10 protein-coding genes are annotated in these 13,221 nt (G+C 70.6%); all 10 read right to left on the minus strand.

Features of this window, described 5'->3' with window-relative positions; all coding sequences use genetic code 11:
- Positions 1-84 precede the first annotated feature (84 nt).
- Positions 85-1,740 (minus strand): NADH-quinone oxidoreductase subunit NuoN, encoded by a 1,656-nt coding sequence (gene nuoN / locus AC069K_RS32640; protein WP_478622199.1) that lies wholly within the window; start codon positions 1,738-1,740, stop codon positions 85-87.
- On the minus strand, positions 1,737-3,335 hold the full coding sequence (locus tag AC069K_RS32645; RefSeq protein ID WP_478622200.1) for an NADH-quinone oxidoreductase subunit M: 1,599 nt from the start codon (positions 3,333-3,335) through the stop codon (positions 1,737-1,739). Before AC069K_RS32645 ends, nuoN begins: the two co-directional genes overlap by 4 nt.
- A gap of 3 nt (positions 3,336-3,338) precedes the next feature.
- Complete coding sequence (nuoL, locus tag AC069K_RS32650) at positions 3,339-5,294, minus strand: NADH-quinone oxidoreductase subunit L (RefSeq protein WP_478622202.1); 1,956 nt, start codon at positions 5,292-5,294, stop codon at positions 3,339-3,341.
- Between the two features lie 15 nt (positions 5,295-5,309).
- Positions 5,310-5,609: an NADH-quinone oxidoreductase subunit NuoK gene (gene nuoK / locus AC069K_RS32655; protein ID WP_067163047.1), complete on the minus strand. Its 300-nt coding sequence runs from the start codon at positions 5,607-5,609 to the stop codon at positions 5,310-5,312.
- Positions 5,606-6,418, minus strand: coding sequence for an NADH-quinone oxidoreductase subunit J (locus AC069K_RS32660; RefSeq protein ID WP_365112986.1), 813 nt, complete (start codon positions 6,416-6,418; stop codon positions 5,606-5,608). Before AC069K_RS32660 ends, nuoK begins: the two co-directional genes overlap by 4 nt.
- Positions 6,418-7,005 (minus strand): NADH-quinone oxidoreductase subunit NuoI, encoded by a 588-nt coding sequence (gene nuoI / locus AC069K_RS32665; RefSeq protein ID WP_358832692.1) that lies wholly within the window; start codon positions 7,003-7,005, stop codon positions 6,418-6,420. Before nuoI ends, AC069K_RS32660 begins: the two co-directional genes overlap by 1 nt.
- A 67-nt stretch (positions 7,006-7,072) precedes the next feature.
- Positions 7,073-8,431 carry an NADH-quinone oxidoreductase subunit NuoH gene (gene nuoH, locus AC069K_RS32670; protein ID WP_365112962.1) on the minus strand — a complete coding sequence of 453 codons (1,359 nt, stop codon included), beginning with the start codon at positions 8,429-8,431 and terminating at the stop codon, positions 7,073-7,075.
- 61 nt (positions 8,432-8,492) lie between these two features.
- Complete coding sequence (locus tag AC069K_RS32675; RefSeq protein ID WP_478622205.1) at positions 8,493-10,994, minus strand: NADH-quinone oxidoreductase subunit G; 2,502 nt, start codon at positions 10,992-10,994, stop codon at positions 8,493-8,495.
- Positions 10,991-12,361, minus strand: coding sequence for an NADH-quinone oxidoreductase subunit NuoF (gene nuoF / locus AC069K_RS32680; protein ID WP_478622206.1), 1,371 nt, complete (start codon positions 12,359-12,361; stop codon positions 10,991-10,993). The genes AC069K_RS32675 and nuoF overlap by 4 nt, the downstream gene beginning before the upstream one ends.
- Positions 12,361-13,218 (minus strand): NADH-quinone oxidoreductase subunit NuoE, encoded by an 858-nt coding sequence (nuoE, locus tag AC069K_RS32685; RefSeq protein ID WP_478622278.1) that lies wholly within the window; start codon positions 13,216-13,218, stop codon positions 12,361-12,363. The genes nuoF and nuoE overlap by 1 nt, the downstream gene beginning before the upstream one ends.
- Positions 13,219-13,221 lie beyond the last annotated feature (3 nt).

Below are 13,221 nucleotides of genomic sequence, written 5' to 3' on the forward strand. Positions count from 1 at the left end.
AGTTATCCACAGGGCCCTGACGGGGGTAGCGCGGAGCCCCGGCACGATAGGACGTACCGGGGCTCCTGGACCTCCCTGGGGCGCTTACCGCACGAAGACCCCCGCCTGCCCGGCCAGATCCAGGAAGTACTGCGGCGCCACACCCAGCACCAGCGTCACCGCGACGCCGACGCCGATCGCCGTCATCGTCAGCGGCGAGGGAACGGCCACGGTCGGCCCGTCCGCCTTGGGCTCGCTGAAGAACATCAGGACGATCACCCGGATGTAGAAGAACGCGGCGATCGCCGAGGAGATCACACCGACCACGACCAGCGCCCCCGCGCCTCCCTCCGCCGCCGCCTTGAAGACCGCGAACTTCCCCGTGAAGCCGGAGGTCAGCGGGATGCCGGCGAAGGCGAGCAGGAAGACCGCGAACACCGCCGCCACCAGGGGCGAACGGCGGCCGAGCCCGGCCCACTTGGACAGGTGCGTCGCCTCGCCGCCCGCGTCGCGCACCAGCGTGACGACCGCGAACGCCCCGATCGTCACGAACGAGTACGCGCCGAGGTAGAACAGCACCGACGAGATGCCGTCCGCGTTGGTCGCGATCACACCGGCCAGGATGAAACCCGCGTGCGCGATCGACGAGTACGCGAGGAGCCGCTTGATGTCGGTCTGCGTGATCGCCACGATCGCGCCGCCGACCATCGTGACGATGGCGACGCCCCACATGACCGGCCGCCAGTCCCAGCGCATCCCGGGCAGCACCACGTACAGCAGCCGCAGCAGCGCGCCGAAGGCGGCAACCTTGGTGGCGGCGGCCATGAAGCCGGTGACCGGGGTGGGCGCGCCCTGGTAGACGTCCGGCGTCCACATGTGGAACGGCACCGCGCCGACCTTGAACAGCAGCCCCATCAGGAGCATCGCGCCGCCGATCAGCAGCAGCGCGTCGTTGCCCATGGTGCCCGCGAGCGCCGGGTCCACGGTCTGGACCGTGCCGTCGACGACGTCCGCGATCGTCGCGTACTGGACGGAGCCCGCGTATCCGTACAGAAGCGCGATGCCGAACAGCAGGAACGCCGACGAGAAGGCGCCGAGCAGGAAGTACTTCACGGCCGCTTCCTGCGACATCAGCCGCTTGCGGCGGGCCAGCGCGCAGAGCAGGTAGAGCGGCAGGGAGAAGACCTCCAGCGCCACGAAGAGCGTCAGCAGGTCGTTGGCCGCCGGGAACACCAGCATGCCGGAGACGGCGAAGAGGGCCAGCGGGAAGACCTCGGTGGTGGTGAAACCGGCCTTGACCGCCTCCTTCTCGCTGTCGCTGCCGGGCACGGACGCGGCCTGCGCGGCGAAGGAGTCGACCCGGTTGCCGTGGGCGTCGGGGTCGAGGCGGCGCTCGGCGAAGGTGAAGACGGCGACGACCGAGGCGAGGAGAATGGTCCCCTGGAGGAAGAGGGCCGGGCCGTCGACGGCCACCGCGCCCATCGCCGCGATGTGCGCCTTCGTCGTGCCGTACCCGTCCGCGGCGAGCGCGACGACCGCGGCGAAGGCGGCGGCGAGCGCGACGACGGAGAGGAACACCTGGGCGTAGTACCGGCTTCTGCGCGGGACGAACGCCTCGACCAGCACGCCCACCACCGCCGCGCCGAGCACGATCAGGGTGGGGGCCAGCTGGGCGTACTCGATGTGCGGCGCCGGGATCTTGTCGACCTTCCCGTCGGCCGCCGTCGTCCACAGGCTGTGGACAGCTGCTGCTGTGCTCACTGGGCCGCCTCCACCACGGGCTCGGGGTCCTTCTTGTGTACGTCGGACATGGTGTGCTGGACCGCCGGGTCGACGATGTCGGTCAGCGGCTTGGGGTAGACCCCGAGGAAGACCAGGAGCGCGATCAGCGGGGCGACCACCACCAGCTCACGGACCTTCAGATCGGGCATGCCCCGCACCTCGTCCTTGACCGGGCCGGTCATCGTCCGCTGGTAGAGCACCAGCACGTACAGCGCGGCCAGCACGATGCCCAGCGTGGCGATCACGCCGATCGCCGGATAGCGGCTGAACGTGCCCACCAGGACCAGGAACTCGCTCACGAAGGGCGCGAGGCCCGGCAGCGAGAGCGTCGCCAGACCGCCCACCAGGAACGTGCCCGCGAGCAGCGGGGCCACCTTCTGCACCCCTCCGTAGTCCGCGATCAGTCGCGAGCCGCGGCGGGAGATCAGGAAGCCGGCCACCAGCATCAGCGCGGCCGTGGAGATCCCGTGGTTGACCATGTAGAGCGTGGCGCCGGACTGGCCCTGCGTGGTCATCGCGAAGATGCCCATGACGATGAACCCGAAGTGGGAGATCGACGCGTACGCCACCAGGCGCTTGATGTCGCGCTGGCCGACCGCCAGCAGCGCCCCGTAGATGATGCTGATCACGGCGAGGACCAGGATCACCGGTGTGGCCCACTTGGAGGCCTCGGGGAAGAGCTGGAGGCAGAAGCGGAGCATCGCGAAGGTGCCGACCTTGTCGACCACCGCCGTGATCAGCACCGCGACCGGGGCCGTGGCCTCGCCCATCGCGTTCGGCAGCCAGGTGTGCAGCGGCCACAGCGGGGCCTTCACCGCGAAGGCGAAGAAGAAGCCGAGGAACAGCAGCCGTTCGGTGTTGGTCGCCATGTCCAGCGAGCCGTTCGCGCGCGCCGCCGCGATCTCGTCGAGCGAGAAGGTCCCGGCGACGTCGTAGAGGCCGATCACCGCGGCCAGCATGATCAGACCGCCGACCAGGTTGTAGAGCAGGAACTTGACCGCCGCGTACGACCGCTGGGTGGCCGCCGCCTCGTCCCCCCGGGCCGCGTCGGCGGCAGATCGATACGAGCCGTGGGCCCGGTCGCCGAAGCCGCCGATGAGGAAGTACATCGGGATCAGCATGGCTTCGAACAGGATGTAGAAGAGGAAGACGTCGGTGGCCTCGAAGGAGAGGATCACCATCGCCTCGACGGCGAGGATCAGGGCGAAGAAGCCCTGGGTCGGGCGCCAGCGGCTGGTGTGCGTTTCCAGGGGATCGGCGTCGTGCCAGCCCGCGGCGATGATGAACGGGATCAGCAGGACCGTGAGCCCGATCAGCGCCACTCCGATGCCGTCCACGCCCAGTTCGTAGCGGACGCCGAAGTCCTTGATCCAGGCGTGCGACTCGGTCAGTTGGTACCGGTCGCCGCCCGGCTCGAAGCGGACGAGCTGGACGGCGCCGAGGACCAGCGTGCCGAGCGAGACCAGCAGCGCCAGCCACTTGGCGGCCGTCCGCCGCTCGGCCGGGACGGCGGCGGTGGCGATCGCGCCGACCGCCGGGAGCGCCGCCGTCGCGGTAAGGAGGGGGAACGACATGCCTTACACCGCCCTCATCAGCAGGGTCGCGGCGATGAGCACCGCCGCGCCTCCGAACATCGACACCGCGTAACTGCGCGCGAAGCCGTTCTGCAGCTTGCGCAGCCGGCCGGAGAGCCCGCCGAACCCGGCCGCGGTGCCGTTGACCACGCCGTCGACCAGGGTGTGGTCGACGTACACCAGCGAGCGGGTGAGGTGCTCGCCGCCGCGGACCAGGACCACGTGGTTGAAGTCGTCCTGGAGCAGGTCGCGGCGGGCGGCCCGGGTGAGCAGCGAGCCGCGCGGGGCGGTGACCGGGACGGGCTTGCGTCCGTACTGGAGGTACGCGAGGCCGACGCCGATCAGCAGCACCGTGACGGTGGCCGCGGTGACCGCCACCTCGCTCACCGGCGAGTCGCCGTGCGAGAGGCTCGTGACCGGTTCCAGCCACTTCACGAACGACTCGTTGATGCTGAAGAGCCCGCCCGCGAGGACCGAGCCGAAGGCCAGCACGATCATCGGGATCGTCATGGTGCCGGGCGACTCGTGCGGGTGCGGCTCGGTGTGCTCGCCGCGGTGCTCGGCGGCCGGCTCCACACTGGGCTCGGCCGGCGAGGGGGTCGGGGCGTCGCGCCAGCGCTCCTCGCCGAAGAACGTCATCAGCATCACGCGCGTCATGTAGTACGCGGTGATGGCGGCGCCCAGCAGGGTGACCGCGCCGAGGATCCAGCCCTCGGTGCCGCCCTTGGCGAAGGCCGCCTCGATGATCTTGTCCTTGGACCAGAAGCCGGACAGGCCCGGGAAACCGATGATGGCGAGGTAGCCGAGGCCGAAGGTGATGAAGGTGACCGGCATGTACTTGCGCAGGCCGCCGTACTTGCGCATGTCGACCTCGTCGTTCATCCCGTGCATCACGGAGCCCGCGCCGAGGAAGAGCCCGGCCTTGAAGAAGCCGTGGGTCACCAGGTGCATGATCGCGAAGGGGTAGCCGATGGGGCCGAGGCCGGTGGCGAGGACCATGTAGCCGATCTGCGACATGGTCGAGCCCGCCAGGGCCTTCTTGATGTCGTCCTTGGCGCAACCGACGATCGCACCGAACAGGAGCGTGACCGCGCCGACGACCACCACGACCGTCTGCACGTCCGGCACCGCGTTGAAGATCACGCCGGAGCGGGTGATCAGGTAGACGCCGGCGGTCACCATCGTCGCCGCGTGGATCAGGGCCGAGACCGGGGTCGGGCCCTCCATCGCGTCCCCGAGCCAGGACTGCAGGGGCACCTGGGCGGACTTGCCGCAGGCGGCGAGCAGCAGCATCAGGCCGATGGCGGTGTTGCGGCCGTCACTGGTCTCGCCGACCTGGTCGAAGACGGTCGCGAAGGCGAACGAGCCCCAGGTGGTGAACATGACCATGATGGCGATGGACAGGCCCATGTCGCCGACCCGGTTGACCAGGAAGGCCTTCTTGGCCGCCGTCGCCGCGCTCGGCTTGTGCTGCCAGAAGCCGATGAGCAGGTAGGACGCCAGACCGACGCCCTCCCAGCCCACGTACAGCAGCAGGTAGTTGTCGGCGAGGACCAGCAGGAGCATCGCCGCGAGGAACAGGTTGAGGTAGCCGAAGAAGCGCCGGCGGTTCTCGTCGTGCTCCATGTAGCCGATCGAGTAGATGTGGATCAGGGTGCCCACACCGGTGATCAGCAGGACGAAGGTCATGGACAGCTGGTCGAGCTGGAAGCCGACGTCGGCCTGGAAGCCCTCCACGGGGACCCAGCTGAACAGGTGCTTGTGCACCGCCCGTTCGTCGGCCGAGCGGCCCAGCATGTCGGCGAAGAGCGCCACGCCGAGGCCGAAGGAGACGGCCGCGAGCAGGGTGCCCACCCAGTGTCCGACGGCGTCGAGCCGCCGCCCGCCGCACAGCAGGACGGCCGCTCCGAGCAGAGGCGCCGCGATCAGCAGCGCAATCAGGTTCTCTGTGTTTCCCACGGTTCTAGCGACCCCTCAGAGCTTCATCAGGCTGGCGTCGTCGACCGAGGCCGAGTGGCGGGAACGGAAGAGCGACACGATGATCGCGAGCCCGACGACGACCTCCGCGGCGGCGACGACCATCGTGAAGAACGCGATGATCTGGCCGTCGAGGTTGCCGTGCATCCGGGAGAAGACCACGAACGCGAGGTTGCAGGCGTTGAGCATCAGCTCGACGCACATGAAGACCACGATCGCGTTCCGCCTGATGAGCACGCCGGCCGCGCCGATGGTGAACAACAGGGCTGACAGGTAGAGATAGTTGACGGGATTCACTTCGCGGCCTCCTCTTCCCGGCCGAGCCGCTCCGCGGAGCGCTGCTCCAGCGCCTTCAGGTCGGACAGCGCCTCGCTGGACACGTCACGGATCTGACCGCGGCCGCGCAGCGTCTGGTTGACGGTGAGCTCGGACGGCGTGCCGTCGGGCAGCAGGCCCGCGATGTCCACCGCGTTGTGCCGGGCGTAGACACCCGGGGCCGGCAGGGGCGGCAGGTGCTTGCCCTCGCGCACGCGCTGCTCGGAGAGCTCGCGCTGGGTCTTGGCGCGCTCGGTGCGCTCGCGGTGGGTGAGCACCATCGCGCCGATCGCCGAGGTGATGAGCAGGGCGCCGGTGATCTCGAAGGCGAACACGTACTTGGTGAAGATGAGGGCGGCCAGGCCCTCCACGTTGCCCCCGGCGTTGGCCTGCTTCAGGCCGTCGAAGTGCTTCAGGGAGGCGTTGGCGATGCCCGCGACGAGGAGCACCCCGAAGCCGATCCCGCAGACCGCGGCCCAGACGCGCTGGCCCTTGATGGTCTCCTGGAGCGAGTCGGCCGCCGTGACACCGACCAGCATCACCACGAAGAGGAAGAGCATCATGATCGCGCCGGTGTAGACGACGACCTGGACGATGCCCAGGAAGTACGCCCCGTTGGCGAGGTAGAAGACCGCCAGGATGATCATCGTCCCGGCCAGGCACAGCGCGCTGTGCACGGCCTTCTTCATCAGGACCGTGCACAGCGCGCCGATGACGGCGACAGTGCCCAGCACCCAGAACTGGAACGCCTCCCCGGTGGAGGTCGTCGTGGCGGAGACGGCGAGCTGCATCACGCGTCCACCTCCTCGGGCTGCTCCCCGGTGGCGGGCTGTCCGGCGGCGGGGGGCCGCTCGCCCTTGGAGACGGCGACCTGGCGGACCGTGCCGGGGGCGGCCTCGGTGACCAGGCCCCGGTAGTAGTCGCCCTCGGTCATGCCGGGGTGGATCGCGTGCGGCGAGTCGACCATGCCCTCGTCGAGCCCGGCGAGCAGCTGCTCCTTGGTGTAGATCAGGTTCGCGCGGCTGCTGTCGGCCAGTTCGAACTCGTTGGTCATCGTCAGCGCGCGCGTGGGGCACGCCTCGATGCACAGGCCGCACAGGATGCAGCGGGCGTAGTTGATCTGGTAGACGATTCCGTACCGCTCACCCGGCGAGTAGCGCTCCTCGTCCGTGTTGTCGGCGCCCTCCACGTAGATCGCGTCGGCCGGGCAGGCCCAGGCGCACAGCTCGCAGCCGACGCACTTCTCCAGGCCGTCCGGATGTCGGTTGAGCTGGTGGCGCCCGTGGAAGCGGGGAGCCGTGGTCTTCGGCTGCTCCGGATACTGCTCGGTCAGCCGCTTCTTGAACATGGCCTTGAAGGTCACGCCGAAGCCGGCCACGGGGTTGAGGAACTTGTCCTCGGACGAAGCCCCGGGCTCCCCCGGAGTCCCCGCCGGTTCCGATGACTTAGACACCCTCGTCCTCCCTTCCGTCACGGTCACTCTCAGTATCCAACCCACCACTGACAACCAACTCCCGCTCGTGCCTGGGGCGTCGGCGCGGCACCGGCGGAAGGGTCTGTCCGGGCAGCGGTGGCACCGGGTATCCGCCCGCCATCGGGTCGAACGCGGGTGGCGCGGCCTCGGCCGCCGACTCCTCCTTGCGGCCCCGGAAGACGTCCGCGACCAGCGAGATCAGCAGGACGGCGACGACCGCGCCGCCCACGTACAGCACGATCTTGGAGAAGTCGTGGCCGTCGTTGCGCAGCGCGCGCACGGTCGCCACCAGCATCAGCCAGACGACCGAGACCGGGATGAGGACCTTCCAGCCGAGCTTCATCAGCTGGTCGTAGCGGACGCGGGGCAGCGTGCCGCGCAGCCAGATGAAGAAGAACAGCAGCAGTTGGACCTTGATGACGAACCAGAGCATCGGCCACCAGCCGTGGTTGGCGCCCTCCCAGAAGGTGGACACGGGCCACGGGGCCCGCCAGCCGCCCAGGAAGAGGGTGGTCGACACCGCCGAGACGGTGACCATGTTGACGTACTCGGCCAGCATGAACAGCGCGAACTTGATCGACGAGTACTCGGTGTTGAAGCCGCCGACGAGGTCGCCCTCGGACTCGGGCATGTCGAAGGGGGCGCGGTTGGTCTCGCCCACCATGGTGACCACGTAGATGATGAAGGAGACCGGCAGCAGCACGATGTACCAGCGGTCGTGCTGCTGGGCGACGATCTCCGAGGTCGACATCGACCCCGAGTAGAGGAAGACCGAGGCGAAGGCCGCGCCCATCGCGATCTCGTACGAGATCATCTGCGCGCACGAGCGGAGCCCGCCGAGCAGCGGGTACGTCGATCCGGAGGACCAGCCCGCGAGCACGATGCCGTAGATGCCGACCGAGGCGCACGCGAGGACGTAGAGCATCGCGATCGGCAGGTCGGTGAGCTGCATCGTGGTGCGGTGGCCGAAGATCGAGACCTCGTTGCCGGACGGCCCGAAGGGGATCACGGCGATCGCCATGAAGGCGGGGATCGCGGCGACGATCGGGGCCAGGACGTAGACCACCTTGTCGGCCCGCTTGACGACCACGTCCTCCTTCAGCATCAGTTTGATGCCGTCGGCGAGGGACTGGAGCATCCCCCAGGGGCCGTGCCGGTTGGGGCCGATGCGCAGCTGCATCCAGGCGACGACCTTGCGTTCCCAGACGATCGAGAACAGCACGGTCACCATCAGGAAGGCGAAGCAGAACACCGCTTTGAGGGCGATGAGCCACCAGGGGTCGCGGCCGAACAGGGAGAGGTCCTCGGCCGCGAGGAAGGTCGGGGTCACGCGCGCACCTCCGGTACGTGGACGGCGGCGCCCGGTGCCGCGGGGCGGGAGGGGAAGTCGGTCACGGCCGCACCTCCGGTGCGACGGTGGCATCGGCACGCGCCGCCGGGCCGATGCGGACGATCCGGCCCGGGACCGCTCCGGTGTCCGCGTACACGCCGTCACCAACCGAGTCGAGCGGCAGCCACACCACCCGGTCGGGCATCTCGGTGACCTTCAGCGGCAGCCGGACCGCGCCCGCGGGGCCGCTCACCTGGAGCAGGTCGCCGTCCTTGACGCCGCTCTCGGCCGCGGTGGCCGCCGAGAGCCGGGCCAGGGCCGCGTGCCGGGTCGCGGCCAGCGCCTCGTCGCCCTCCTGGAGGGTGCCGAGGTCGAGCAGCAGCCGGTGGCCGGCGAGGACCGCCTCGCCCTCAGCGGGCCGGGGCAGCGCCTGGGAGGTCTCCAGGGGCTCGGTGGCGCGCGGGCCGTCCCAGTGGCCCAGGCGCTGGAGCTCCGCGCGCGCGGCGCGGTTGTCGGGGAGCGCCAGGTGGACGTCCATGGCGTCCGCGAGCATGTGCAGCACGCGCGCGTCGGCGGGCGCCAGGCGCCGGGTCATCTGCTCGGGCTTCAGGGCGGCCTCGAACATCCGGGCGCGGCCCTCCCAGTTGAGGAAGAAGCCGGACTTCTCGGCGACGGCCGCGACCGGGAAGACCACGTCCGCCCGCTCGGTGACCTCGCTCGGCCGCAGCTCCAGGGAGACCACGAAGGCCCCCGCCAGCGCCTCACGCGCGCGTGCCGGATCCGGCAGGTCGGCCGGGTCGACGCCCGCGACCAGCAGCGCGCCCAGCTCGCCGGTGGCCGCGGCCTCGACGATCTGGCCGGTGTCCCGTCCGAAGCGGTGCGGCAGTTGGCGCACCCCCCAGACGGCGGCGACCTCCTCACGCGCGCGTGGATCGGTGGCCGGGCGGCCGCCGGGCAGCAGCGCCGCCAGGGCGCCCGCCTCGATCGCGCCCCGCTCGCCGGCCCGGCGCGGGATCCACACCAGTTCGGCCCCGGTCGCGGCGGCGGCCCGTACGGCCGCGGTCAGCGCGCCCGGGACCGCCGCGAGGCGCTCGCCGACCACGATGACGGAGCCGGGGGCGCGCAGCGCCTCGGCGGCGGCCGAGCCGTCCGAGTCGAGGCCCACCCCGCCCGCCAGCGCGTCCAGCCACTCGGTCTCGGTCCCGGGGGCGGCGGGCAGCAGCGTGCCGCCCGCCTTCTCCAGGCCCGGGGTCATATGGGTGGCCAGTGAGAAGGTGCGCTGGCCGTGCTTGCGCCAGGCCTTGCGCAGCCGCAGGAAGACGCCGGGGGCCTCCTCCTCCGCCTCGAACCCGGCGAGCAGCACCGCGGGCGCCTTCTCCAGGGAGGAGTACGTGACGCCCTCCCCGGTGAGGTGGCCGCGCCCGGCGACGCGCGCCGCCAGGAAGTCGGCCTCCTCGGCCGAGTGCACGCGCGCGCGGAAGTCGACGTCGTTGGTGTCGAGGGCGATCCGGGCGAACTTGGCGTACGCGTAGGCGTCCTCGACGGTCAGCCGGCCGCCGGTGAGCACCCCGGCCCGGCCGCGGGCCGCGTGGAGTCCGGCCGCGGCCGCCTCCAGCGCCTCGGGCCAGGAGGCGGGCTCCAGCTCACCGGCCGCGTTGCGCACCAGCGGATGGGTCAGCCGGTCGGGCTTCTGGGCGTACCGGAAGCCGAACCGGCCCTTGTCGCACAGCCACTCCTCGTTGACCTCGGGGTCGTTGGCGGCGAGGCGCCGCATGACCTTGCCGCGCCGGTGGTCGGTGCGGGTGGCGCAGCCGCCCGCGCAGTGCTCGCACACCGACGGCGAGGAGACCAGGTCGAAGGGGCGGGAGCGGAACCGGTACGCCGCCGAGGTCAGCGCGCCGACCGGGCAGATCTGGATGGTGTTGCCGGAGAAGTACGACTCGAACGGGTCGCCCTCGCCGGTGCCGACCTGCTGGAGGGCGCCGCGTTCCAGGAGCTCGATCATCGGGTCGCCGGCGATCTGCTCGGAGAAGCGGGTGCAGCGCGCGCACAGCACGCACCGCTCCCGGTCCAGCAGTACCTGCGCCGAGATCGGCACCGGCTTCTCGTAGGTGCGCTTGCTGCCCTCGAAGCGGGTGTCGGGGTCGCCCACCAGCATGGCCTGGTTCTGGAGCGGGCACTCGCCGCCCTTGTCGCAGACCGGGCAGTCCAGCGGGTGGTTGATGAGCAGCAGCTCCATCACCCCGCGCTGGGACTTCTCGGCCACGGGCGACGTCAGCTGCGACTTGACCACCATGCCGTCGGTGCAGGTGATGGTGCAGGACGCCATCGGCTTGCGCTGGCCCTCCACCTCCACGATGCACTGGCGGCAGGCGCCGACCGGGTCGAGCAGCGGGTGGTCGCAGAACCGGGGGATCTCGATGCCGATCTGCTCGGCGGCCCGGATCACCAGCGTGCCCTTGGGGACGCTGATCTCCACGCCGTCGATGGTCAGCGAGACCAGGTCCTCGGGCGGCACCGCCGCCTCTCCGCCGCCGGAGGGAGCGCCAGTCGTCACCGTCATGCGTTCACCTCCGTGGTGCGGTGCGGGCTGTCGGCCCACAGGGTCGACTTGGCCGGGTCGAAGGGACAGCCCCGGCCCGTGATGTGCTGCTCGTACTCCGCGCGGAAGTACTTGAGCGAGGAGAAGATGGGCGCGGCGGCGCCGTCGCCGAGCGCGCAGAACGACTTGCCGTTGATGTTGTCGGCGATGTCGGAGAGCTTGTCGAGGTCGTCCATGGCGCCCTTGCCCGCCTCGATGTCGCGGAGCAACTGGACCAGCCAGTACGTCCCTTCGCGGCAGGGGGTGCACTTGCCGCAGGACTCGTGGGCGTAGAACTCGGTCCAGCGGGTGACCGCCCGCACCACGCAGGTGGTCTCGTCGAAGCACTGGAGCGCCTTGGTGCCGAGCATGGAGCCCGCGGCGCCGACACCCTCGTAGTCCAGGGGGACGTCGAGGTGCTCGTCGGTGAACATCGGGGTCGAGGAGCCGCCGGGCGTCCAGAACTTGAGCCGGTGGCCCGGCCGCATCCCGCCGCTCATGTCGAGCAGCTGGCGCAGCGTGATGCCCAGGGGCGCCTCGAACTGGCCGGGGCTGGCGACGTGCCCGCTGAGCGAGTAGAGCGTGAAGCCCGGGGACTTCTCGCTCCCCATCGACTTGAACCAGTCTTTTCCGCGAGTGAGGATCGCGGGAACGCTGGCGATGGACTCGACGTTATTGACAACAGTGGGGCACGCGTAGAGACCGGCGACCGCGGGAAAGGGGGGACGAAGCCGGGGCTGGCCGCGACGGCCTTCCAGGGAGTCCAGCAGGGCGGTCTCCTCACCGCAGATGTAGGCGCCGGCGCCCGCGTGGACGGTGAGTTCGAGGTCGAGGCCGCTGCCGAGGATGTCCTTGCCGAGGAAGCCCGCCGCGTAGGCCTCCCGTACGGCCTCGTGCAGCCGCCGCAGTACGGGGACGACCTCCCCGCGCAGATAGATGAACGCGTGCGACGACCTGATCGCGTAACAGGCGATCACGATGCCCTCGATGAGGCTGTGCGGGTTGGCGAAGAGGAGCGGGATGTCCTTGCAGGTCCCGGGCTCCGACTCGTCGGCGTTGACAACTAGATAGTGCGGTTTGCCATCACCTTGCGGGATGAACTGCCACTTCATGCCCGTGGGGAAGCCCGCGCCGCCCCGGCCGCGCAGCCCGGAGTCCTTCACGTACGCGATGAGGTCGTCCGGGGACATGGCCAGGGCCTTGCGCAGCCCTTCGTAGCCGTTGTGCCGGCGGTAGGTCTCCAGGGTCCAGGAGTCGGGCTGGTCCCAGAAGGCGGAGAGAACGGGCGCCAGCAGTTTCTCCGGGCTGCTTCCGTTCCCGTTGCCGCCGATTTCGGCTGCCAAGGTCATCACTCCCCCTCCTCGTCGACCGGGCCCGCCGGGTGCGCGGGGTCGGACGCAGAGGTCTGCTGCGGTGCGTCGTGCGAGCTGAGGTGCCCGGAGCCGGGCTGGGCCTCGTCGTGGGGGCCCGCGCCGCGCGGACCCTGGTCGCGCGGACCGTCGTCGCCCGGGCCCTCGCCGCGCGGGTGGACCACGCGCGGCTGCGGTGCCTCGCCCTTGGCCAGGCGCAGGCCGACCAGGGAGGCCGGGCCCGCGCCCCCGCTCGCCGCGACGGCGCCGGGGCGCTCGTCGGGGAAGCCGGCCAGGATGCGGGCGGTCTCCTTGTAAGTGCAGAGCGGGGCCCCGCGGGTGGGCTCCACCGGCCGGCCCGCGCGCAGGTCGTCGACGAGGCGCTTGGCCGACTCGGGGGTCTGGTTGTCGAAGAACTCCCAGTTGACCATCACCACGGGCGCGAAGTCGCAGGCGGCGTTGCACTCGATGTGTTCGAGCGTCACCTTGCCGTCGGGGGTGGTCTCGTCGTTGCCCACCCCGAGGTGGCGCTTGAGCTCGTCGAAGATGGCGTCCCCGCCCATCACCGCGCAGAGGGTGTTGGTGCAGACACCCACCTGGTAGTCGCCCGAGGGCTTGCGCCGGTACATGGTGTAGAAGGTGGCCACCGCGGTCACCTCGGCGGTCGTGAGGTCCAGCATCTCCGCGCAGAAGCGCATGCCGGTGCGGGAGACGTGGCCCTCCTCCGACTGCACGAGGTGCAGCAGCGGCAGCAGCGCGGAGCGGCTGCCCGGATAGCGGGCGATGACCTCCTTGGCGTCCGCCTCCAGCCGGGCGCGGACGTCGGCCGGGTAGTCGGGCGCGGGCAACTGGGGCATGCC

It is taken from the genome of Streptomyces sp. NPDC043908, from assembly GCF_056435525.1.

What these genes read in the sequence shown, in the direction of transcription:
- AC069K_RS32645 (WP_478622200.1), bottom strand. Translation starts at nt 3,335, where the DNA reads ATGTCGTTCCCCCTCCTTACCGCGACGGCGGCGCTCCCGGCGGTCGGC.
- AC069K_RS32660 (WP_365112986.1), bottom strand. Translation starts at nt 6,418, where the DNA reads ATGCAGCTCGCCGTCTCCGCCACGACGACCTCCACCGGGGAGGCGTTC.
- AC069K_RS32675 (WP_478622205.1), bottom strand. Translation starts at nt 10,994, where the DNA reads ATGACGGTGACGACTGGCGCTCCCTCCGGCGGCGGAGAGGCGGCGGTG.
- nuoF (WP_478622206.1), bottom strand. Translation starts at nt 12,361, where the DNA reads ATGACCTTGGCAGCCGAAATCGGCGGCAACGGGAACGGAAGCAGCCCG.
- nuoE (WP_478622278.1), bottom strand. Translation starts at nt 13,218, where the DNA reads ATGCCCCAGTTGCCCGCGCCCGACTACCCGGCCGACGTCCGCGCCCGG.